Origin of the sequence: Erythrobacter neustonensis (genome assembly GCF_001663175.1) — a bacterium.
Taxonomy (GTDB): domain Bacteria; phylum Pseudomonadota; class Alphaproteobacteria; order Sphingomonadales; family Sphingomonadaceae; genus Erythrobacter; species Erythrobacter neustonensis.
Window position 1 is genome coordinate 1,045,350 of sequence record NZ_CP016033.1, and the last position, 22,755, is coordinate 1,068,104.

At 66.0% G+C, this 22,755-nt stretch carries 20 protein-coding genes; 10 read left to right on the forward strand and 10 right to left on the reverse strand.

Features of this window, described 5'->3' with window-relative positions; translation table 11 throughout:
• Positions 1–52: 52 nt before the first annotated feature.
• From ald to A9D12_RS04970, 3 genes are all read left to right on the forward strand, one after another.
• A complete protein-coding gene (gene ald, locus A9D12_RS04960; RefSeq protein WP_068350315.1) occupies positions 53–1,147 on the forward strand; it encodes an alanine dehydrogenase in 1,095 nt (364 codons plus the stop codon).
• Positions 1,148–1,248: 101 nt separating this feature from the next.
• Positions 1,249–3,084, forward strand: a complete 1,836-nt coding sequence (locus tag A9D12_RS04965) for a DUF885 domain-containing protein (protein ID WP_231889696.1) — start codon at positions 1,249–1,251, stop codon at positions 3,082–3,084.
• A 147-nt stretch (positions 3,085–3,231) separates the two neighbouring features.
• Positions 3,232–4,191 (forward strand): PAS domain-containing protein, encoded by a 960-nt coding sequence (locus A9D12_RS04970; protein WP_068350316.1) that lies wholly within the window; start codon positions 3,232–3,234, stop codon positions 4,189–4,191.
• On the opposite strand, the gene ung is transcribed toward A9D12_RS04970, so the two are convergent.
• Positions 4,192–4,911, reverse strand: coding sequence for a uracil-DNA glycosylase (gene ung, locus A9D12_RS04975; RefSeq protein ID WP_068350317.1), 720 nt, complete (start codon positions 4,909–4,911; stop codon positions 4,192–4,194).
• Between the two features lie 81 nt (positions 4,912–4,992).
• On the opposite strand from ung, the gene A9D12_RS04980 reads away from it, so the two are divergent.
• From A9D12_RS04980 to A9D12_RS04990, 3 genes are read left to right on the forward strand one after another with little or no spacing between them, the layout of a single operon-like run.
• Positions 4,993–5,613, forward strand: a complete 621-nt coding sequence (locus A9D12_RS04980) for a ribonuclease D (protein ID WP_068350318.1) — start codon at positions 4,993–4,995, stop codon at positions 5,611–5,613.
• 24 nt (positions 5,614–5,637) lie between these two features.
• Positions 5,638–6,303 carry an LPS export ABC transporter periplasmic protein LptC gene (gene lptC, locus A9D12_RS04985; RefSeq protein WP_068350319.1) on the forward strand — a complete coding sequence of 222 codons (666 nt, stop codon included), beginning with the start codon at positions 5,638–5,640 and terminating at the stop codon, positions 6,301–6,303.
• Positions 6,303–6,872, forward strand: coding sequence for an LptA/OstA family protein (locus tag A9D12_RS04990; protein ID WP_068350320.1), 570 nt, complete (start codon positions 6,303–6,305; stop codon positions 6,870–6,872). The genes lptC and A9D12_RS04990 overlap by 1 nt, the downstream gene beginning before the upstream one ends.
• A gap of 57 nt (positions 6,873–6,929) precedes the next feature.
• Here the strand turns inward: A9D12_RS04990 and A9D12_RS04995 are convergent, their stop codons facing one another.
• From A9D12_RS04995 to A9D12_RS05015, 5 genes are all read right to left on the reverse strand, one after another.
• The gene (locus A9D12_RS04995) at positions 6,930–8,333 is read right to left on the reverse strand and encodes an exopolysaccharide biosynthesis polyprenyl glycosylphosphotransferase (protein ID WP_068350321.1); all 1,404 of its coding nucleotides are present in this window, start codon (positions 8,331–8,333) and stop codon (positions 6,930–6,932) included.
• A 106-nt stretch (positions 8,334–8,439) separates the two neighbouring features.
• Positions 8,440–9,504 carry a DNA polymerase III subunit delta gene (gene holA / locus A9D12_RS05000; RefSeq protein ID WP_068350322.1) on the reverse strand — a complete coding sequence of 355 codons (1,065 nt, stop codon included), beginning with the start codon at positions 9,502–9,504 and terminating at the stop codon, positions 8,440–8,442.
• Complete coding sequence (gene lptE / locus A9D12_RS05005; protein WP_068350323.1) at positions 9,501–10,016, reverse strand: LPS assembly lipoprotein LptE; 516 nt, start codon at positions 10,014–10,016, stop codon at positions 9,501–9,503. Before lptE ends, holA begins: the two co-directional genes overlap by 4 nt.
• Complete coding sequence (leuS, locus tag A9D12_RS05010) at positions 10,016–12,535, reverse strand: leucine--tRNA ligase (protein ID WP_068350324.1); 2,520 nt, start codon at positions 12,533–12,535, stop codon at positions 10,016–10,018. The genes lptE and leuS overlap by 1 nt, the downstream gene beginning before the upstream one ends.
• A 48-nt stretch (positions 12,536–12,583) precedes the next feature.
• On the reverse strand, positions 12,584–13,003 hold the full coding sequence (locus tag A9D12_RS05015; protein ID WP_068350325.1) for a DUF3576 domain-containing protein: 420 nt from the start codon (positions 13,001–13,003) through the stop codon (positions 12,584–12,586).
• 478 nt (positions 13,004–13,481) lie between these two features.
• Here A9D12_RS05015 and A9D12_RS05020 point away from each other — a divergent pair, with 478 nt between their 5' ends.
• Both A9D12_RS05020 and phbB read left to right on the forward strand, forming a co-directional pair.
• Entirely contained in the window at positions 13,482–14,204 is a 723-nt protein-coding gene (locus tag A9D12_RS05020) for a hypothetical protein (protein ID WP_231889697.1), read from the forward strand.
• 230 nt (positions 14,205–14,434) lie between these two features.
• On the forward strand, positions 14,435–15,157 hold the full coding sequence (phbB, locus tag A9D12_RS05025) for an acetoacetyl-CoA reductase (RefSeq protein ID WP_068350327.1): 723 nt from the start codon (positions 14,435–14,437) through the stop codon (positions 15,155–15,157).
• Between the two features lie 26 nt (positions 15,158–15,183).
• Here phbB and A9D12_RS05030 read toward each other — a convergent pair whose 3' ends face one another.
• Positions 15,184–15,957 carry a helix-turn-helix domain-containing protein gene (locus A9D12_RS05030; protein ID WP_068350328.1) on the reverse strand — a complete coding sequence of 258 codons (774 nt, stop codon included), beginning with the start codon at positions 15,955–15,957 and terminating at the stop codon, positions 15,184–15,186.
• A 187-nt stretch (positions 15,958–16,144) separates the two neighbouring features.
• On the opposite strand from A9D12_RS05030, the gene A9D12_RS05035 reads away from it, so the two are divergent.
• On the forward strand, positions 16,145–16,714 hold the full coding sequence (locus A9D12_RS05035; RefSeq protein WP_068350329.1) for a hypothetical protein: 570 nt from the start codon (positions 16,145–16,147) through the stop codon (positions 16,712–16,714).
• Here A9D12_RS05035 and A9D12_RS05040 read toward each other — a convergent pair.
• The 3 genes from A9D12_RS05040 to A9D12_RS05050 form a co-directional block, all read right to left on the reverse strand.
• On the reverse strand, positions 16,702–18,501 hold the full coding sequence (locus A9D12_RS05040) for an AMP-dependent synthetase/ligase (RefSeq protein WP_068353686.1): 1,800 nt from the start codon (positions 18,499–18,501) through the stop codon (positions 16,702–16,704). The two genes, A9D12_RS05035 and A9D12_RS05040, sit on opposite strands and share 13 nt — an antisense overlap.
• Before the next feature lie 167 nt (positions 18,502–18,668).
• Positions 18,669–20,384, reverse strand: a complete 1,716-nt coding sequence (ggt, locus tag A9D12_RS05045) for a gamma-glutamyltransferase (RefSeq protein ID WP_068350330.1) — start codon at positions 20,382–20,384, stop codon at positions 18,669–18,671.
• A gap of 11 nt (positions 20,385–20,395) precedes the next feature.
• Positions 20,396–21,430 (reverse strand): quinone-dependent dihydroorotate dehydrogenase, encoded by a 1,035-nt coding sequence (locus tag A9D12_RS05050; protein ID WP_068350331.1) that lies wholly within the window; start codon positions 21,428–21,430, stop codon positions 20,396–20,398.
• A gap of 320 nt (positions 21,431–21,750) precedes the next feature.
• Here A9D12_RS05050 and A9D12_RS05055 point away from each other — a divergent pair, with 320 nt between their 5' ends.
• The gene (locus A9D12_RS05055) at positions 21,751–22,677 is read left to right on the forward strand and encodes a helix-turn-helix domain-containing protein (RefSeq protein WP_082925399.1); all 927 of its coding nucleotides are present in this window, start codon (positions 21,751–21,753) and stop codon (positions 22,675–22,677) included.
• The last annotated feature ends 78 nt before the right edge of the window (positions 22,678–22,755 follow it).

Consider the following 22,755-nt stretch of genomic DNA (forward strand, 5'->3'; position numbering starts at 1 on the left):
CGCAGACGCTTTATGTTACACTCCGGCGCATAAAAATTGCTGGAGAGAGAACATGCGTGTCGGCGTCCCCAAGGAAATCAAGAACAACGAATACCGCGTCGGCCTGACCCCGGCGGCGGTCGCCGAACTGACCCGTGCGGGTCACGAGGTCGTGGTGCAAAGCGGCGCCGGGCTGGGCGTCGATTTCGTCGATGCCGCCTATGAAGCCGCCGGTGCGCGGATCCTGCCCGATGCCGCGAGCGTGTTCGAAACGGCGGAAATGATCGTCAAGGTCAAGGAACCGCAGGCGGGCGAGGTCGCGATGCTGCGCCCCGATCATGTGCTTTTCACCTATCTCCACCTTGCCGCCGACAAGCCGCAGACCGAAGGCCTGATGGCCTCGGGCGCGACCGCGATCGCCTATGAAACCGTGACTGCAAATGACGGCTCGCTGCCGCTGTTGAAGCCGATGTCCGAGGTCGCAGGCCGGATGAGCGTGCAGTGCGGCGCGCATTATCTCGAAAAGCATCAGGGCGGGCGCGGCGTGCTGCTCGGCGGGGTTCCGGGGGTTGAACCGGGCAAGGTCGTGATCCTCGGCGGCGGGGTTGCGGGCGTCAACGCGGCGCAGATGGCGGTGGGCCTGCGCGCCGACGTGACGATTTTCGATATCTCGAACCGCCGTCTGGCCGAGCTCGACGCGCAGTTCGGCAACCAGATCCGCACCGCGTTCTCCTCGACCGCAGCGATCGCCGAGGCGGTCGCGGGCGCCGACCTCGTGATCGGCGCGGTGCTGGTGCCGGGCGCGGCCGCGCCCAAGCTGGTGACGCGCGAAATGATCGCCTCGATGCGCCCGGGCGCGGTGGTGGTCGATATCGCGATCGATCAGGGCGGCTGCTTCGAAACGAGCCACGCGACCACGCACGAAGACCCCGTGTTCACCGTCGACGGCGTGATCCATTACTGCGTCGCCAACATGCCCGGCGCGGTCGCGCGCACTTCGACGATTGCGCTGGGCAATGCGACGCTGCCCTTCGTGATGAAGCTCGCCAACATGGGCGCCGAGGCTGCGATGGCCGCCGATCCGCATCTGGCCGAAGGGCTCAACGTCTCGGGCGGCAAGCTGCACGTTGCCGCTGTCGCCGAGGCGCTGGGCCTGCCGCTCGGCTGAACGGCTGACCACACTCGACGAACGCCCCTTCATCGTCTGTCCCTGCCCCGCTACGCAAGGGGTCAACGCGGCTTCTACGCGCGCGAAGGGGACAGATGATGATGCACCGGCTCACTCTCACCGCGGCATGCGCGCTGGCGTCTGCATGGGTTCCGGCAGGCGCAGCGCTGGCGCAAACCGCGCCCGCGCCTGCCGCAGCGCCTTCGCAAAGCGAGGACGCGCGCCTCACCGCGTTCCTCGATGCCGAATTTGCCGAATATGTGAAAACCCAGCCGCAACTGGCGACCCGCCTCGGGATCAAGGAAGGCGGGGACCGCTGGAACGAAAATTCGGACGAGGGCGCGCGCGCCGATGTCGAATGGCGCAAGGCGAGCGCGGCGCGTATGAAGGCGCAGTTCGACCGCGCGAAGCTTTCGCCCGAGGCGCAGGTCAACTTCGATATCTGGGCGCTTGAGGCCGAGCGGGCCGAGCAGTCCTATGCCAACCGCATCTATCGCCCGCCGTTCTATTCGCGGCTCTATTCGGCGCACAGCCAGCTGCCCGACTTCCTGATCAACACGCATTCGGTCACCGATGTTACCGACCTCAGGAACTACATCGCGCGGCTGAAAGGCCTGCCCGCGGTGCTCGACATCGCGCTCGAACGCACGCGGGCGAGCCAGCAGGCGGGCATAAATCCGCCGCGTTTCCAGATCGAGACGATCATCGAAGGCAGCCGCAAGCTGACCAGCGGCGCGCCGTTCGGGGAGGGGGCGGATGCCGCGCTGTGGGCCGATGTGAAGGCCAAGACCGCAGCCCTCGTCAGCGGCGGCAAGCTGCCGCAGGACGAGGCCGACGTGCTGCTCGAAGAAGCGAAGGCGGCGATCCTTGCCACGCAGCCCGCCTATGCCCGCGTCATCGCCTGGGCCGAAGAAAGCCTGCCCACCGCGCCATCGGGCAAGGTCGGCGCGCTGACGCTGCCCGGTGGGCTCGCCTATTACGAAAGCGAGCTGAAGCTCGTCACCACCACCGACATGACCGCGGCGCAGATCCATCAGGTCGGGCTTGCCGAAGTCGCGCGGATCGAGGCGGAACAGGACGCGCTGGCGAAACAGGCCGGGTTCGCCGATCGCCATGCCTTCTATGCCGAGCGCAAGCGGCTCAACCCGCCGCGCCAGTATGACGACGCGGCGCGCAAGGAATATCTCGATACCGCCAACGCCTTCGTCGCGCACACCCGCACGCTGCTCGAACCCTATTTCGGCACGCTGCCCGCCTACGGGATCGAAGTGGTGCGCGAGCCCGCCTTCTCGGAAGTTGCGGGCGGCGCAGCCCATGCCTCCGCGCCGAGCCCGGATGGCAAGCGTCCAGCCAGGACCTATGTCCACCTCGTCGGCACCGTTCCCGATCCGGCGGCAATGTACACGCTGATGTGCCACGAGGCGGTGCCCGGACATAACATGCAGGGCGATATCCAGGTGCGCCAGCAGGGCGGGCCCAGGTTCCGCGCCGTCACCGGCTATGTCGCCTTCGGCGAAGGCTGGGCGCTTTATGCCGAGAACCTGTGCAAGGAGATGAACGCCTTTCCCGATGTCGCGGCCGATTTCATGCGATTGGATGCAGAATTGTTCCGCGCCGCGCGGCTGGTGGTCGACACCGGCATCCACGCGCTGGGCTGGACCGAGGACGAAGCGACCACCTACATGAACACCACGGGCCGCCAGCCGATCGAACGCTCACGCTCCGAAGTGCGGCGCTACATCACGCTGCCGGGGCAGGCGACAGGTTACAAGATCGGGATGCTCAAGATCATGGAACTGCGCGCCCGCGCCGAAAAGACACTGGGCAAGCGCTTCGATATCAAGGGCTTCCACGATCTGCTGATCGCCAGCGGATCGCAGCCCTTGTTGATCCTCGAGCGCCGGGTGGACGACTGGATCGCCGCCACGGCGCGCTGATTGCCGCGCGGCGCACCGCCGCGGCCACACAGCGAGGATCGCGCGATTCCCAGGGCAAACCCGCTGATTTTGCCGGTTTGCCTTGCGTGACAGGCGCAAGCAGGGCTACCGGACGGGATAACCCGGGTCCCAGATAGGCTAACCTTGATGCTTGCTGCCGCACAGATCTCAGCCGAGGCGTTGGCAAACGTAATCGACCAAAGCGTCGATTGCGTGAAATTGCTGAACGTCAGCGGCGATGTGCTCTGGATGAACACCAACGGCCTGTGCGCGATGGAGATCGACGATCACACCGCGATCTATGGCCGCGAATGGGCAGGGCTTTGGCCCGAGGAAAACCGCAAGATCGTCTCCGATTCGCTGGCTTCGGCGCAAGGCGGCGAAACCGTGCGCTTCGAAGCCTTCTGCCCCACGGCCAAGGGCACCCCGCGCTGGTGGAATGTCACCGTATCGCGCGTGACCGGGCTCGAAGGCGAGAATATCGGATACCTGTCGATTTCGCGCGATGTGACCGAAGCCGAAATGCAGCGCCGCGCGCTGGCGGTGGCGGCGGGCGAATTGCGCCACCGGCTCAAGAACACCTATGCGATGGTCTGCGGGCTGCTCAACACCTTTGCGATGGGCAATGCCGAGCATGAAACCTTTGCCCGCGAAATGAACGCGCGGCTAATTGCGCTGGGCACCGCGCAGTCGTTCTTCACCGCTTCGGATGCGCCGCGCGATGTGCAGGTGCTGATCGGCCCGCTGGTCGAGCCGTTCGTCTCGCCCGCCTGCAAGGTCGATCTGGACAGCGTCGAATCGGTGCTGGTAACCCGCGGGCTGGCCGATGCGGTTGCGCTGATCATCGGCGAATTGGCGATGAATTCGGCCAAGCACGGTGCGCTCTGTCATGGGGGAACGCTGGCGGTGACTGCGCGCGAAGAAGACGCCGCGCTGGTGCTCAACTGGAACGAGGCCGCCAACCGCCCGGTGCAGGCGCATTCGCGCGAAGGCGGGCAGGGGCTCAACCTGATTGCGATGATGGTCGAAGCACACCGCGGCACGGTGTCGACCGAATGGGAGAGCCACGGCCCCCGGGTCGAAGCGCGCCTGCCGATCGACTTCTGATCAGCGCGGCGGCCCGACCCGCCAGTCGATCGTGCCGCGGCCGTGGCTTTGCAGAAAATCGTTGGTCTGGCTGAACGGACGCGATCCGAAGAAGCCGTTGTGCGCCGACAGCGGGCTGGGATGCGCCGAGGTCAGCACCAAGTGCGGCCCCAGCCCCGCCTGCGCCCGGGCGAGCGCGGGGATGCGGCCAGCCTTCTTCTTGGCATGGCTCCCCCACAGGATGAACACCGTGGGCTCTTCGCGCGCCGCCACCGCTGCCACGCAGGCATCGGTGATCGCGTCCCACCCGCGTCCCGCATGGCTGCCCGCCTGCCCGGCCTCGACCGTCAGCGTGTTGTTGAGCAGCAGCACGCCCTGCCGCGCCCACCCGCGCAGATCGCCGCTGGCGCTGCGCGGCAGGCCGCAATCGGCCTCCAGCTCCTTGTAGATATTGACGAGGCTGGGCGGCACCCTGACATCGGGCTCGACCGAAAAGGCGAGGCCATGCGCCTGGCCCGCGCCGTGATAGGGGTCCTGCCCCAGGATCACGCAGCGCACTTCCTCGAGCGGGGTCAGCGCCAGCGCCGCGAGCCGCTGTCCGCGCGGGGGATAGATGACCTTGCCCTGGGCTTCCTCGGCCGTGAGCCAGCCGCCCAGCTTGCGCGCCTCGGGCGCGGCGAGCACCGGCGCAAGCACCGCGCGCCAGCTTTCGGGGATCGGTTCGGATGCAGGTTCGGTCATGGGCTGAGGGGTTAGGCCGCTGCGCCGCCGCGCGCCACAGGGCCCTTCCCCTCTTTCCCCAATGCGCGTAGGGCGGCGGGCATGGCTGTGCATTTTCACGAAGAAGACCTTCCCGACGGCGTCCTTGCCGGAACCTCCGCGCTTGCGGTCGACACCGAGACGATGGGCCTCATCACCCCGCGCGACCGTTTGTGCGTCGTCCAGATTTCGGACGGGACGGGCGATGAACATCTGGTGCGGTTCAATCCGGGCAGCACCTACGAAGCGCCCAATCTCACCGCGATCCTGAGCGATCCCGACCGGGTGAAGATCTATCACTTCGGCCGCTTCGATCTGGCCGCGATCCAGTATTACCTCGGCGTCACCGCCGGGCCGGTGTTCTGCACCAAGATCGCAAGCAAGCTGGTGCGCACCTATACCGATCGTCATGGCTTGAAGAACCTCGTCGAGGAACTCTTGGGCGAAAGCATTTCCAAGCAGCAGCAATCGAGCGACTGGGGCGGGCCGGTGCTGTCCGATGCGCAGCGCGATTATGCCGCCTCGGACGTGCGCTATCTGCACCGCCTGCGCGATGAACTGACGCTGCGCCTCGAACGCGAGGGTCGCACCGAAATCGCCGAGGCGTGCTTTGCTTTCCTGCCCACCCGCGCCGCGCTCGATATCGCCGGTTGGGCCGAAAGCGACATCTTCAGCCACATGTAAGGCTGGACAAGGCAAGCTGCGATCATGGCACCCGAAACCTCCATCGAAACCAGCGAGGCGAGCGCCCTGCGCAGCCGCCGCCAGCGTTTCGCAGCCCCTGGCGGATCGCATGACCGGCTGGTGCGGTTTCTGGCGCGCGCCTTGCCGATGGGCGTGGGCGTGCTCGCCGCGCTGATGGTCATCACTCCGCTGTCTCCGCGCGGCGAGGTCAGCTTCCTGCTCGACCGCAACAAGGTCGCGCAGATCGACGAGCGGCTGAGCGTCGACAACGCGATGTACCGCGGGCGCGACAATCAGGGCCGGCCGTTCTCGCTGCTGGCGGGCGAAGCGGTGCAGCGGTCGAGCGCCGAGGGGTTGGTGCGGATGGATTCGCTGCTGGCCCAGATGCTTTTGAGCGATGGCCCGGCCCGGCTGGCAGCCGACGGCGGGGTTTACGATATCGACCGCGAAAGCGTTGCGGTGACCGGTCCGCTGCGGCTGACCGCATCGGATGGCTATGCGATGACCGCCGATGGCGTCGCGCTCGATTTCAAGACGCGCACGATGCGCGGCGATGCCGGGGTCAGCGGGCAGATTCCCGCCGGCTCGTTCTCCGCCAACACCTTGCAAGCCGACCTGTCGGCGCGCACGATCACGCTCGAGGGCAATGCCCGCTTTACGATGATTCCCGGCCAGTTGAGGATGCCGTGATGCCCGAACACAACGCTTCTGCCCGCACGCCCTTTGCCCGTCTCGCGCTTGTCTGGGGGATCGGCGGCTTTGCGTTGACCGCCGCATTGGCGGGCGGGATGAACCTTGCCGCCCAAGGCATCGCGCGCCACGATACGCGCGCGCCGGTCACCTATGACGCGGGCAAGTTCGTGCTCGACGACCGCGCCAATCAGGCGATCGCCAGCGGCGGGGTGATCGTCACGCAGGCGGGTCTGCGCGTCCAGTCGGACCGGATGCTTGTCAATTTCTCCGATGCGGGCGGTGCGCTTGAAATCCAGCGCATCACCGCGACCGGTGGCGTTGTCGTCACCCGCGGCAACGAGCGGGCGAGCGGCAACAACGCGGTCTATGATTTCAACCGCCGCGTGATCACGATGGCGGGCAATGTCGCACTGCGCCGCGGAACCGATACGCTGAACGGCGGACGGCTGACGATAGATCTCGACAGCGGGCTGTCCACCGTCGATGGCAGTTCGGGCGGCAGCAGCGCCGTGCCCGGTGCGCCGGGCGGACGGGGCCGCGTGACGGGCACCTTCAACGTGCCGTAGCGCAACTGACAAGCCGGCATCGGTCCGCCGGCCGGTCGGCTATCGGTCAGCGGCGGATCAGAACGCGTTCTTGTGCGTCAGCACCCGCGCGGTGCGCAGCACGATTTCGATGTCGCGCATCAGCGACCACCCCGCGATATATTCGAGATCCGATTGCAGGCGGTCGGTCAGATCCTTCTCGTGCTCGGTCGCGCCGCGATGCCCGCGGACCTGCGCCAGCCCGGTCAGTCCCGGCTTGAGGCAGTGGCGCTGCCAGTAGCTGCGATCGACTTCCCAGAAGAACTTGTTGTTCGCGCGGCTACCCAGCGCATGCGGACGCGGGCCGACGATCGACATGTCGCCCTTGAGCACATTGATGATCTGCGGCAGTTCATCGATGCTGGTGCGGCGGATGAAGGCTCCGACGCGCGTGACCCGGTCATCCTCGCGCCCGGCGGACCGGTTGCCGTCATGATCGAGCTTGTCCTCGCGCATCGAGCGGAACTTGAACATGTCGAAGAATTCGTTGCCGCGCCCCAGCCGCCGCTGGATGAAGAACACCGGGCCGTTGTCCTCCAGCTTGATCAGCAGCGCGGTGATCAGCAGCACCGGCGACAATGCCACCAGCGCCCCGCCCGCCACCACGACATCGAAGCCGCGCTTCAGAATGCGCGAACGCAAGCCCAGCGGCCCGGTCGACACCACCAGCGTCGTGCGTTCCAGATCGTCGTAACGGTGAACGCCCACCGCGCCCAGCTGGTGCGCGGGTTCGCTGACGATTTCGGCATAGACACCCGCGCTCTTGAGCAGGAAGGCCCAGTCCTGACGGCGTTCCCGCGGACAGCTGACCACGACCTGATCCTGATTGCGCAGCAGTTTGCCCAGCCGGTCGAGCATGAAAGGATCGTGGCTCGCGGGATCGAGATTGTAATCGGCGGCCCTGATATGATCGGCGCCGGCGAAGGCGAAGCTCGATCCGCCATCGTCGATCACCAGCCGGTTGCTCACCCGTCCGCCCCAGCGCTTTTCGATCACCATCGCCATCAGACGGCGCGAAGCGACCAGCAGCACCATGGTCAACAACAGACCGATCGTCACCACACCGCGCGAAAATTCCTCGTTGGTCTTGGTGTAGAACCCGAGGAAGTTGATCAGCCCCGCCGAGATCACCACCGCCAGCACGCTTTGCCGCGAAGCGAATACCCAATCACTCAGCGCGCGCATGCCGTAGGTGCCGTTATAGAGCGCGATCGTGAAGAACACCGGCAGCATCGCCTGCGCGGCGATCATCGCGCGGTAATGGGTCCAGTGGGTGTCCCAGATGTTGGCGGCAAGCATGAAGCTGACATTGAACAGCACGCCATCAAACAGCAGCAGCATGATGTAGGCGCGCAAACGCCGCCGCTCGAGCGAGCGGGCCATGCGGCTGTCGACGGATTGATGCTTGACCGCATCAACCAGCTGCGACGTTAGGCGGTTCATTGGCGACCTTCCCCCAGAGGCAGAACCCTTTGCTCCAGTACCATACGGCTTATTACATATATTTTAAGCAATGTTGCGACTGCGAAAAGCGGCTTGTCACATTTTGCTACCGCCTCGCAGCAAATCTTCCGATCTCCGCCAGCTCCTGCGCCAGCAACAGCTCCGCCGCCTGGCTGTTTGCAAGCAGATTGCGATGCAAGGCGACGAGTCGCGGGATCAGCCGGTCGAGCCGGGTTTCGCGGCTGCCGCGCGCTGCGGGCATGGTCCAGCGGCGGAACTGCGTTTCGATGTGGCGGCGTTCCTTGAAGAAGATCCCGAGCCGCATCTCCGCGCCGCGATCGATCCGGTCGAACTGGCCGTTGGGGCCGAGATAGGCCGCAATCTGCGCCAATTGGCCGGCGCGGCGTTCGAGTGCGAGCGCGACACCGACCGGGTTCAGTCCCAGCTCGCGCATCCGCCGCACCTCGTCCGCGATCCTGGGCAGCTCGCCGCTCAGCACCGCGTTGACCAGCGGGGCAAGCCCGTCTTCCTCGGTCGAGGCGCCGATCGCGGCGTGATCCTCGATCGTTGCCGCGCGCGGGGCCTGCGGATCGGCGCCGACATAGAGCGCCAGCTTGTCGATCTCGGACTGTGCGAGCCGCACGTCGAGCCCGGCGCCGCGCGCGATCCGTTCGGCAAGATCGCCGCCAAGCCTCAGACCGGCGGCATCCGCCATCGCCCGCACCGCCTGCGACACGGCGGGCAGGTCGGGCGGATGAAACATCGCCACCAGCGCGTCGGGACGTTTTTCGAGCAGTTTGGCGGTGCGCGACTTGTCGGTTGCCGAGGTTGCGACCACGATCACCGGGGCCGCTTCGCCTGCGCCCGCAGCCGCGGTCTCGATCAGGAATTGCAGCGCGTCATGCGCCTCGTCGCCGCTGGCGCGCACCCAGATATGGCGGTTGCCGCCGAACAGCGAGGTCGAACGCGCCTCATCGCCCAGCAATGCCGGATCGCGGCGCAGGTCCGCGCCGGCGAGCTCGACCCGCTCGCCCGGATCGGGCAGCGCTTCGACCACGCGCTGCGCGGCGGCGCTGGCCCCGGCCTCGTCGGGGCCGCAGAAGAAGAAGATCCGGCATCCGCGCGCGCTTGCCGGGGCGCCGCGCAGGAAATCCTTCTGCGTCGCCTTCACGGCTGTTCTACGTTCGCCTGCCGGCGCAGCGCGAGCGCGATCTGGGTCGCCATCCGATCGGCCAGCGAAAGCGCGAGGTTTTCCAGCGCCTTCTGTTCGGCCGCGATGGTGGCGTATTCCGAACTCACGACATCGATCCCGGCATCCGAACCCGATGTGGCATCGAGCAGGATCGCATTGCTGGCGATATCGACCAGCTGATAGCGCGCGCGCAGGATGCGGCGTTCGCGGCTGATGGTGTCGTCGTTGAGCACGCCCAGCGCCTCGAGCGAATCGTCGAGCCGCACGTCGAGCCGGTAGCGCGGCGCGGGTGAATCCCCGCCCTGCCGGGCCACGCCGAGCCGGTCTTCGAGCGCGTTCTTGACCAGCCAGCCGCCCTGCCCCTGGATCGCGGGGATCTCGACCGCGGCCATGCCTTGCGCAACCGACGCGCCGCCCGTGCCGGCATACATCGGCTGCAAGCCGCAGGCGGACAGAGCAAGACAGGCGAGAAGGGCGAGAAGGCTGCGCATCAGGTGACGATATTCACCAAACGGTCGGGCACCACAATAACCTTGCGGATCGCCGCGCCATCGACCGAGCGTTGCAGGTTCGCCGATGCCAGCGCCAGAGCCTCCAGCGCATCCTTCGAAGCACCCTTGGGCGCGGTCACAGTGTCGCGCAGCTTGCCCATGTGCTGGATCGCGATGGTGACCTCGTCATCGACCAGCAGCGCCGGATCGACTTCGGGCCATGCGGCGTCGGCGATCAGGCCTTCCCCGATCTGTGCCCACGCCTCTTCGGCAAGGTGCGGCATCATCGGGGCGGCGAGGTGCACCAGCGCCCGGATCGCGGCCGAGCGGCTCGCCGAAGGGGCGGCTTTCTCGACCGCGCCGGTCAGTTCGTAAATCCGCGCCACGGCCTTGTTGAAGCCCAGCGCCTCGATATCGGCGGCGACCGCGGCGATGGTCTGGTGGGTCTTGCGGTCGAGGCTCTTGTCCTCGCCCGCCGCGCCCGCGTCATAGGCGTTGAACAGCCGCCACAAGCGCTGCACGAAGCGCGCGCAGCCCTCGATCCCCGCATCGGACCAAGGCAGATCGCGCTCGGGCGGCGAATCGGAGAGCATGAACCAGCGCACCGCATCCGCGCCGTGGCGAGCGATGATCGCATCGGGGTCGACGACGTTCTTCTTCGACTTCGACATCTTGATGACGCGGCCGACATCGACCGCATCGCCATCCGCCAGCAGCGTTGCCCCGTCCGAGGTGCGGTTCACATCCTCGGGGCCGAAGAACACCGGCACGCCGCGCGCGGCGTCAAGGCGGCTATAGGTCTCGTGCGTCACCATGCCTTGCGTGAACAGCGCGGCGAAGGGTTCGGTCACAGTGATCTTGCCGATGTGGGCGAGCGCGCGGGTCCAGAAGCGGGCGTAGAGCAGGTGCAGGATCGCGTGCTCGATGCCGCCGATATAGTGCTGCACCGGCATCCACTTGGCGACCTCTTCGGGGTCGAACGGACGGTCGGCGGGCTGGCTGGCGAAGCGCAGGAAATACCACGAGGAATCGACAAAGGTGTCGAGCGTATCGGTTTCCCGCCGCGCCGCTGCGCCGCACTTGGGGCAATCGACGTGCTTCCACGTCGGGTGGCGCTCGAGCGGGTTGCCGGGGATGTCGAAGCTGACATCCTCGGGCAAGGTGACCGGAAGCTGCTCCTTGGGCACCGGCACCACGCCGCAAGTCTCGCAATGGATGAAGGGGATTGGCGTCCCCCAGTAACGCTGGCGGCTCACACCCCAATCGCGCAGGCGCCATACGGTGCGCCCTTCGCCCCAGCCGCCATTTTCGGCGCGGGCGATGACTTCGGCCTTGGCGTCCTCGACGGTCATCCCGTTAAGGAAATCGCTGTTCACGATTACCCCGTCGCCTGCTTCGGCCTCGCCCTTGAAGGGTTCGTCCGCGCGCGCGGGATCGGCAGCGACCACGCGCAGGATCGGCAGTTCGTATTTCGTCGCGAATTCGAAGTCGCGCTGGTCATGCCCCGGCACGCCCATCACCGCGCCGGTGCCGTATTCCATCAGCACGAAGTTGGCGATGAAGACGGGCAAATCCGCGCCCGTGAACGGGTGCTTCGCGGTGATCGGCGTCCGATAGCCCAGCTTCTCTGCCGTTTCGAGCGCGGCCGCGGTGGTCGCGCCCTTCTTGCACTGGTCGATGAAGGCGGCGACTTGCGCGTCACCCGCCAGCCCCTGCGCGATCGGGTGATCGGCGGCGATGGCGCAGAAACTCGCGCCGAAGATCGTGTCGGGCCGCGTCGAGTAGACCGCCAGCTTGCCGCCGTCGGACAGGTCGAAGCTGAACTCCAGCCCCTGCGACTTGCCGATCCAGTTCTCCTGCATCAGGCGCACTTTCTCGGGCCAGTCCTCAAGGCTCCCCAGCCCCGCCAGCAGATCATCGGCAAAATCGGTGATCTTGAGGAACCACTGGTTCAGCTTGCGCTTCTCGACCTCGGCGCCCGAACGCCAGCCCTTGCCGTCGATCACCTGCTCGTTCGCCAGCACGGTCATGTCGACCGGGTCCCAGTTGACGGTCGATTCCTTGCGGTAGACGAGGCCGGCTTCGTACAGGTCGACGAACAATGCCTGCTCGTGGCCGTAATATTCGGGATCGCAGGTGGCGAATTCGCGCGTCCAGTCCAATGCAAAGCCGATGCGCTGCAACTGCGCCTTCATCTGCGCGATGTTCGCCCGCGTCCATCCGCCCGGATGCACGCCCTTTTCCATCGCCGCGTTTTCCGCCGGCATCCCGAAGGCGTCCCAGCCCATCGGGTGGAGCACCTCGAACCCGCGCATCTTCTGGTAGCGCGCAAGCACGTCGCCCATCGTGTAGTTGCGCACATGGCCCATGTGGATGCGCCCCGAAGGATAGGGGAACATCTCGAGGATGTAGCTTTTGGGCTTGGGGCTGTCCGAATCGGCGGTGAAGGTGCCCGCCTCGTCCCAGGCGCGCTGCCAGCGCCCGTCGGCAATGGACGGATCGAAGCGGGTTTCATTCATGGAAGCCTATCCGTGGAAGGGCGTTGGGGTGTGGCGGAACGCGATGCGTTACGAAGCGAGTGCCTGACGGCGCAGGTCGCGCGCCTTGGTGAGGATGATGTCCTCGAGCTTCTGCACCGTGGCGGCCTGCACCGGGGCTTCGACCCAGGTGCCGCCGTCGTTGACCTGACGGCTGGCCGCGACGCGCAATGCATCGGCGCGCAGATCCTGGTCGAGGATCGTGACAGTCAGCTTCACCCGCTCACCCGGATTGGCGGGGTTGGCATACCAGTCGGTCACGATCACGCCGCCGTTGCTGTCGGTCTGGAGCAGCGGGGCAAAGCTGACGGTTTCGAGCGCAGCGCGCCACAGATAGGCGTTGACGCCGATCGTGTTGAGCTGGGCTGCGGCCAGTTCGGTGCGCGGACGCTCGCTTCCGCCGCAGGCGCTGAGCCCGATCAGCGAAGCCCCGAGCAGCGCAAAACCCATCGTGCGGCGAAAAGTGGCGGAATTGGCGCGTGTCACTGCCGGATCATCCTCATCATGTGTGCAGGGGCCGCTCTATAGCTCCAAGCCCCCTCGCGGCAAGCATCATCGCTTGAAGCAGGGTTTGGCCCGCGGCGAAAAGCGTTGACCGCCGGGCGGCTTTACGCAAGCTGAATTCGCCCGTGGCCGCCGCGGATATGTGTGCATCGGGCAACAGGTCATCGGGGATTCCCCGGGGCGCGGCGCAAGATCGTTGCAAGCGATTGCAAGCACCCTACATCCAAATGACCAGCGGACAGACGATTCGTGCGGGGATAGGATGCGGTCCAGCAAGCGGTCTGGAACCTTCTTTGTCAGGCACGGTTAAGGTTTCGTCTGCTTGGGCAGAATGGCGGGATTCCCATGCGGACCCCGGCGAGGTGGACGGCAGAAGGCAATAATCATGGCGCGGATTACCGACAGAAAAGCAGGAGCGAAGGCATTGCTGCCGCTTTTTGCGCTGTCCGGCGTCCTTGCGCTTGCCGTGCCGACCGCGGGCATGGCGCTGGCGGGGCAGTTTTCGCCGGCAAGCAGCGCTGCATCGGTCGATGCGGTCGGTCTGGGCATGTTTACCCCCGCCACGGTTGATCCGGCGCTGGCCGCCCGCGTTGCCGACAAGGCGCGGATGCGCGGCATTCACTTTACCCCCGCCAGCGCGCCGCTTGCCACTGGCAAGCGTACGGTGACGGTCGCGGTGCGCGTCGACAATGACACTGCGCGCGCGATTTCGGTGCGCAAGGTGCTCGACGCCGCGCCGGGCCGCGGGATCGGTTTGGCCCGTATCGATGCGGGCAAGTTCCAGCTTGGCGCCGCCCGCGGTTATCAGAGCTTTGCCCGCAACGTCGATCTCTCGGCGAACGTGCGCAGCCTGTCGGCCCCCGATCTGGCGCAGTTCAAGCCTTCGGCCCCCACCGCAGCGGACAAGCCTTCGCGTCTCCAGCCGCGGATCGAACTCGAAGACCGCGAAATCGCCGGGCGTTCGCCCAATACGCTCGATTCGGTGGCGCAGCAGACCGTGGGTCTGGGTGGCAGCTTCCGCCTCTCGCAGAACCTCAACGTGATGGCCGGGGTGCGCTATTCGCAGGAACGCGAACGGCTCGACCCGCTGACCAATTCGGTCAAGGATAGCCAGGCGGTTTACGTCGGAACGCAGATCAAGTTCTGATTTTTTGCGGCCAAGTTGCTGTAAAGATTGAAGATCAGGCAAATTTCACGCCGTTTTAGGCCCTGCCCAGACGCGCTTTGCCCCCTGTTTGCCGGCTTTAGACCGGCCTTCGACCCCCTCCAGACCCCCGCTTGCGGCGCTTTGCGGCATAGCTATTCGCATCTTCCCCTTCCCTTACGTCACCGCTAGTCTTCGGCGGGTTACGTCATTGGACTTGGGGGAGAATTGCGATGGGCCGGGTAGCGATCGTCACCGGAGGCACGCGCGGGATCGGGGAAGCGATCTGCAAGCGGTTGCAGCGCCAGGGCCACACGGTGATCGCCAATTACGCGGGCAATGACGAAAAGGCGCGCGCCTTTACCGAGGCCACCGGCATCCCCGCAAGACGCTGGGATGTCGGCGATTTCGAAGCCGCGCAAGCCGGCTGTGCCGCAGTCGCGGAGGAATTCGGACCCGTCGATATCGTGGTCAACAACGCCGGCATCACCCGCGACGGCACGCTCCACAAAATGACGTTCGAGGACTGGAACGACGTGATGCGGATCAACCTTGGCGGGTGCTTCAACATGGCCAAGGCGACCTTTCCCGGCATGCGCGAACGCGGGTGGGGGCGGATCGTCAACATCGGCTCGATCAACGGGCAGGCGGGGCAATACGGGCAGGTCAACTACGCCGCGGCGAAAAGCGGAATTCACGGCTTTACCAAGGCCTTGGCGCAGGAAGGCGCGAAATTCGGGGTCACGGTCAATGCGATCGCGCCGGGCTATATCGACACCGACATGGTCGCCGCAGTGCCTGCGCCGGTGCTTGAAAAGATCGTCGCCAAAATCCCCGTCGGCCGGCTCGGCATGGCCGAGGAAATCGCCCGCGGTGTGGCGTTTCTCACCTCCGACAACGGCGGCTTCGTGACCGGTTCGACGATGAGCATCAATGGCGGCCAGCACATGTATTGACCGGCCGGGCGCGCCCCGGGGGCGCGTCAGTCGAAGCTTATTCCGGCGACCTTCCAGCCACCATCCTCCCACGTCAGTGATACGCTTTCGGTCTGCTGGGTGCCATTGGCATAGGCCGAACGGAACGTGACCAATCTGTAGCCGGCGGGCGGCGCGGGGACGAACGCGTTGCCGGTGATGTTCCGGGTCATCACCGCGCCGAGCGGCGGGCGCACACGGGCCGACACCTCGGCCCAGACCGCCAGCGTGTTAAGCCGGCGGAATTCGGCGCTGGTCGCGGCATAGCTTTCCGCCCAGCGCCCGGCATCGATATCGCCCAGAAATGCCTCTGCCGCAGCCGCCGCGGCGCTTTCGGTTTGCGTGTTCGTGAGGGGCGCGGCCCCTGTCACCGTTTCGATCAGCGAGGCCGGTGCAACCGACACGGGCGAGGCGGGAAGCAACAGCGCGGCAAGCATCAATGACATGGCAATCACTCCGACAAGGGGAAGGGCACGGCCGAAACCTGCCAGCCGCCGGGTAGCGGATGCCGACATGTCTGCCGCGCAGTCCGGCGGCGGCGCATCCCCCAAACCCTTGTCCCCAAGGCTTTTGGGGGTCTCGCCTTCTTCCGCCAGCAGCCGCCGCGCCGCCTCGCGGCTGCTGGTTGTGCCAAGCTTGCGGCGCGCCTCGCGCAGGCGTTCGTTGACCGTGTGCACCGACAATCCCAAGGCCTGCGCGGAGGATTTGGCATCATGCCCGCGCAGCAGCAGCCGCAGCGCATCCTTTTCCTTCTCGGTCAGGGCATCGATCGAAAGCGTCATGCCACGAGAGCTACGCCCGCCCGCAAAACGCGGCCACCCCGAATTTTTCGGGGTTTCCCGCCGTGCCCGATTGCGGCTGCACCGGCACCCGCCTGCGCCATGCGGAGCATCGCTGCGGACAATCCCGCAGGCGACTTTTCATAAAGCAGTGACAAAGGTTTAAGGGCTTGGCGGGTATGCTGAGGCCATGTCGGTCCATTTTGATGTCAACAAGATCAGCTTCTTCGGTCTCGACGACTGGTCGGTGGCGGTGTGTGCTTGGCGCGGATGCTGCCTCGAAGTGTTCGCGCGCGCCGAACAATCGGTGGCGAACTGCCTCGAAGCGCTGGAAAAGGCCGGTGTGACGCTGGGCAAGGATGCACGCGACCCCTTCGCGGGTACGCGGTTGAAAGCGCTGAGCGCCTGCATCGCGGCGCATGATTTCGGCGGCCACGGGAAGGTCGCACAAATGCGGATCGGGCGCTGGGAACAGGTCCATGAACTGCGCGCCTATCTGGCGCATGGCACGGTCAAGGCATCGGGCAGCGGCGCAGTGATCCAGCTTGTCGCCTTTGACGGCAAGACCGGCAAACGCCAGCCTCCGCGCCAGCTCAGCCGCGTCGAAATGCTTACCGTGCTGGCCGAGCTCGAACAGGTGCAAATCCAGCTGCATCACCAGCTGGGCCAGATCAAGGCGCTCGCCGCGCAGGCCAAGCCGTTGAAGTCGGGCAAAACGCCCGCCGCCAATGCAGCGGGCGGCGGCGATCAGCCGCGATAAAGGCCGTCGATCCGTTCCTGATACCGCTCGCGGATCTTGTGACGGCGAATCTTCATGCTCGGCGTCATTTCCTCGTTCTCGATGGTGAAAGCCTCATCCGCAAAGGCGAACTGGCGCACCTTTTCGGTGACCGAAAGATCGGCATTGGTGCGATCGACCGCAGCGCGCACCGCGTTCTTGAACGCGGGCAAATCCTGCAAGCCCTTCAGATCGAACTTTTCCCCGTTGGCGCGCGCCCACTCGACCGCCCATTCGGCATCGGGGACGATCAGGCCGACGACATAGGGCCGCTTGTCCCCGCTCACCATCGCCTGCGCGATTTCGGGCTGGAGCGTGAGCATGCCTTCAACCTTCTGCGGGGCGATATTGTCGCCCTTGTCGTTGACGATCATGTCCTTCTTGCGGTCGGTGATCTTGATCCGGCCCTTGTGGTCGAAATGCCCGATGTCGCCCGTGTGCAGCCAGCCGTCCTTGAGTGTGCGCGCGCTCTCGGCATCGTTGCGCCAGTAGCCGTGCATGACGAGCTCGCCGCGCACGAGGATTTCACCATCTTCGGCGATGCGAACCTCGACCCCGCGCAAGGGCGGCCCGACGGTGTCCATCTTGAGCCCGACCTTGGGGCGGTTGCAACTGATCACCGGCCCCGCTTCGGTCTGGCCGTAGCCTTGCAGCATGGTGAGGCCCATCGCGTCGAAGAAATTGCCGACTTCGGGGTTGAGCGGCGCGCCGCCCGAAACCATCGCCTTGATCCGCCCGCCGAACTTGGCACGGATTTTGGGACGCAATGTGCGTTCGACCACGAAGTCCAGCGGCTTGTCGATCAGCCGGGTCTTGCCCTCGGTGCTGTTGCCCGCGATCCGGAGCGCGGCGTCCATCATGAAGCCTGCGACCTTCCCCTGCTTTTCGACCTGTTTCATGATCCGGGTGCGCAGCACCTCGAACAGGCGGGGGACGACGACCATGATCGTCGGACGGGTTTCCTCGATGTTCGAGGCGAGCTTTTCCAGCCCTTCGGAATAGTAGATTTCGGCGCCCACCCCGATCGGCAGATATTGTCCGCCCGAGTGTTCATAGGCGTGGCTGAGCGGCAGGAACGACAGAAAGCGTTCGTCCTTCAATCCGAAATCCTCGATCAGCACTTCGGCCGCGCCCGCGACATTGCACAGGATCATGCCGTGGTGCTGCATCACCCCGCGCGGCGCGCCGCCGGTGCCGCTGGTGTAGATCAGGCACGCGGTGTCTTCGCGCGCGATGTCCTTGATCCGGGCATCGACCGCGGCGCGCGCCGCGGCGGCATCGCCCGTGACCAGCGCGGCCCAGTGATGATATTCGAAGCTGCCCGATTGCTGGCGCTTCAGATTGTCGATCCCGATCACATGTTCGACCAGACCGGTCTGCCCGATCGCACCGACCAGCGGGGTCAGCAGCTTCTCGTTCGAAACGACCACCGCGCGCGCGCCCGAATTGTCGAGGATGTGCGCGTGATCGCGGCGGGTGTTGGTGGTGTAGGTCGGCACCGTGATGCACCCTGCGGCCATGATCGCCAGATCGGCGATGCACCATTCGGGCCGGTTCTCGCTGACCAGAGCGACGCGGTCGCCATCCGACAGCCCCATGGCGCGCAGCGCCTCGGCGAGCAGGCACACGTGCTCCGCCGCCGAACGCCAGCTTTGCGTCACCCATTGCCCGCCGGCCTTGTGCCCGAGGAAGGGCGCATCGCCTTTTTCATCGGCGCGGTTCAGGAACAGCGCGACAAGGTTCTGCGCGTTGTCGATGTCCTGCAGGATCTGCGGGTCGGCCGGGTTGGCGACCGCGCGCGCAGCATGGGGCAAGCTTGGGGAATGCACTGGCAAAGGCTCCTGGTCCCTTCAGGTTGTCTTGTCCGGGAAGGCCAGGGTGCGGCCCTCTTGTCCCGGATATGGTTAGTGCGTGTGCGCCGTAGCGGCAAGATGGGTCAGGGCGTGACCATCGCCGCCATCCGCGGCTCGGTCGCCGCCTCCCACGTGCCATCGCTGCGCCGACCGAGTGCGTTGGCCTTGATCGGCGCGGGGCCGATGCGGATGCTGCTGTGTCCCAGCGCGGCGAGCGCGTCCTTCATCGCGGCAAGGCTGGTGCCTTCCTCGAGGAGCACGGTATCGCCCATTGCCATCGCAAAGGGCATCGCGAGCGCCTGCTGCGCGCCCATGCGGAAATCGAGCACGCCGATGATCGCCCGCGCCACCGTGACCGGGATCGTCGGCCCGCCAGCGGCACCGATCACGAGCACGATCCGGCCCGCGCGGTCGTAAACGATCGTCGGCGCCATCGAGGACCGCGGACGCTTGCCGCCTTCGACGCGGTTGGCGACCGGTTTGCCATCTTCTTCGGGGGTGAGCGTGAAGTCGGTCAATTCGTTGTTGAGATAGAACCCGGCGAAATGCAGCCCCGATCCGAACGCGCCTTCGACCGTCGAGGTGTAGCTGACCGCGTTGCCCCCGCCATCGACCACGGCGAAATGCGTGGTGCCGCGTTCGGGCTCCTCCGGCCCGTCGCCGCGTGCGAGCGGGGCGCCCGGGGGCGTGCCGGCTTCCGCCTTCGGGATCGTGGCGGAAGGATCGATCAAGGCAGAACGGGCGGCGATATAGCCGGGATCGATCAGGCCCCGGGTGGGCACCGCGACAAAATCGGCATCGCCCGAATAGAGCTCGCGGTCGGCGTAGGCGAGGCGCTGGCTTTCGATGAACAGGTGCCAGAATTGCGGGCTGTTCGGGCCAAGCGCGGCCAGATCGAAGCGTTCGAGCTGGCCCAGCATCTGCGCCACCGCCGTGCCGCCCGATGAAGGCGGGCCCATGCCGCACACCCGGTAGACCCGGTAGCGCGTGCAGACCGGCTCGCGCGTCTTGGCGGTGTAACCGGTGATATCGGCGGCGGTCATGCGGCCATCCTGCGGAGTGGCTGCCGCGATATAGGCGGCAAGCTTTTCCGCCGCCGCGCTGCCATACATCGCCGCCGGGCCGTCTTTCGCCAGCGCCCGCAATGTCGTCCCCAGCATCGGCACCTTGACCACGCTGCCCACCGGCAGGGGCGCGCCGTCGGCTCCGAAGAACACTGTCTTGGCAGCAGCGCTCTTGTCCGCGCGGCCCTTGTTTTGCGCCAGCGAATCGTAAAGCCGGCGGTTCATCACGAAGCCTTGTTCGGCAAGCGCGATCGCGGGGGCGAACAATGTCGCCCACGGCAGGCGGCCATCGGCGGCATGCGCTTTGGCGGCGAGCGCGACGTTGCCCGGCACGCCGACGCTGAGGCCCGAGAAGACGCGCGTGTCGCGGCCCAGCACCTTGCCCGAAGCATCGAGGAAGCGGGTCGGCGTGGCGGCGGCAGGCGCGGTTTCGCGCCCGTCATAGCTCACCAGGTCACCGGTCCTGCCATCGGCGCGCAGCATGAACCCGCCCCCGCCGATGCCTGAACTTTGCGGCTCGACCACGGTCAGCGCGAGCATCACCGCAATCGCCGCATCGGTGGCCGAGCCGCCTGCTGCAAGGATCGCCTCGCCCGCTGCGGTGGCGCGCGGGTCGGCGCTGCTGACCGCACCGGTCGCGGCGAGGGCGGCGGGCCTCGTCTCGGTTACGGGGGTTGTGACGCAGCCCGAAAGGGCCAGCGCCAGCGGGGCGATCAGGGCAGGGAAAAAACGCATCGCGGGCGGTGCTATTCGCTTCCCACCGCTTCGGCAATGCTGCCAAAGCCATCGCGCCGCATCAGCGCTTCCAGCCCGCGCGCGATCCGCGCGCCGAGGCCCGGGCCTTCATAGACCATCGCGGAATAGAGCTGCACGAGACTGGCGCCGGCGCGGATGCGCTCCCACGAGTGTTCGGCGGTGGCGATCCCGCCCACGCCGACCAGCGGAATTGCAGCCCCGGTCGCCTTGCGGAAGTCGCGCAGGCGCTGCGTGGCGAGGGCCCGCAGGGGCGCGCCCGAGAGTCCGCCGGTCTCGCCCGCGTGCTGCGAGCGCAAGGCGGGGCGCGAGATCGTGGTGTTCGACACCACCAACGCGCCAAGGCGCTTGTCGATCGCGATGCGGGCGATCGCGTCGATGTCCGCAGGATCCAGATCGGGGGCGACCTTGAGGAAGATCGGCGGGCTCGCGCCCGTCTCGTCACGCGCGGCAATCACCGCATCGATCAGGCCGGTAAGCTGGCTCTCGTCCTGAAGCGCGCGCAGGCCCGGGGTATTGGGACTGGAGATGTTGACGCACAGATAGCTCGCGTGTGCGGCCATCATCCGCGCCATCACCGCATAATCCGCGATGCGGTCGGCTGAGTCCTTGTTGGCGCCGATATTGACTCCGACGATCCCCAGTCTGCCGGCGCGCGCCTGCAATCGCGCGAGCGCCGCCGCACCTCCGCCATTGTTGAACCCCATGCGATTGATCACCGCGTGGTCTTCGACCAGCCGGAACAGGCGCGGCTGCGGATTGCCCGCCTGCGGCAGCGGCGTGATCGAGCCAACCTCGGTGAAGCCGAAGCCGAGGCCCAGCAGCGCATCGGGCACTTCGGCATCCTTGTCGAACCCGGCTGCGACACCGACGGGGTTGGGGAAGGCAAGCCCGGCCACTTCGACGGCCAGCGGGCCTGACGCAGCAGGCGCGCGGGCGGGCAGCGCGGCAAGCCCGCGCAGCGCCATGCGGTGACCGGTCTCGGAATCGAGGGCAAACAGTGCGGGGCGGATAAGGCGAAACAACATGGGCCCCGCCTATGCCAGCCGTGCCCGCGTGTCGAGGTGCCGTCCGGTGTGCGGCCTGCGCGTCATGTAATCTTCAAGAAGTTGCAGATGCGGGACAAACGGCAGCAGGTAATACTGCAATGACCAATGATCCTGTCGCTTGCATACAATCCTTAAAATGATTCGCGGAGTAATACCTATCGTGCGACCCGAAGGGCTCGGAGCAGCGATGCAAAGAGTTCCTCAACTCATGGGGCGGCATTCCTCTTGCGGGATGCCGCCCTATTTTTGTGCCGGTTCTCTGGAAGCGTAAAGTATGCCATCAGACCGGTCGAAAGATCATGGACACACAGCAATCCTCCTTGGCATCGGATGCCGTGCTGCCCGCTGCGGAGGCCGCGCAAGGCTTTACGCCGCAAGCATTAATTGCCGTAGATTACATTCCGCCGCCCGCCACCGTCACGCCGTTCGTGACCACGCTTTATCATTTCCGCTGCGATGAAGCGGTGATTCGCGATATCCAGCCCGCAGCAATCGGCAACCTGTGCTTCTTTCCCCACGGGAAGGGCGAGATGCAATTTGCCGGAGGTTACCGCGACCCGAATCACGAAATCGGGCTGATGACCCCGCTCTCATGCGCGACACCGATCGAAGTCGTCGGTCCGTTCCATGCATTCGGCGCTGCGCTGACGCCGGTGGGGTGGGCGGCGCTGACGGGGTTGCATGCCGGAGACCACCGGGATCGCTTGTTGCCGGCCCCGGAAATCCTTGGCCCCGATCTCGAAACACTCGGGCAGGCGCTGCTTTCGGCCTATCGCAATGGCACGATGTCGGGGCGTGATTGTGCCTTGGCGGTGGCGGATTTCATTGCCGGGCATGTGCGCCCGATCAATCCGCGCCATTTAGCGCTGATTGCGGCGACCGGCCGCTGGCTTGGCGGGTCCTTCAATCCTGCGGTCAGCGATCTTTCCGGGATCGAGGGATATTCCGCGCGCCAGGTGCAACGGCTAGTGGAACGCTATTTCGGCCTGACGCCGCGCGCCTTGGCGCGCAAGTATCGCGCTTTGCGGGCCGCGGCGCTGCTGTCCGCGCCGGAATTGTCGTTCGAGGACGAAGCGGCGATCGCCGAGGCGTTTTTCGACCAGTCGCACATGATCCGCGAGATCGCCCAGTTCGTCGGCCGCACACCGGCCCGGCTCGGCGATCAGTCGAAACCCTATCTCGCCGAGATGATCGCCGCCCGCAATCTGCGCGAACTGGACATGTGAGCCTTCGGCTTTCGCGGTTGAAATGCGAATGAAACGGTCCTAATTGCAATTCGGATCGAATCCGTCCGAATTGAGAAC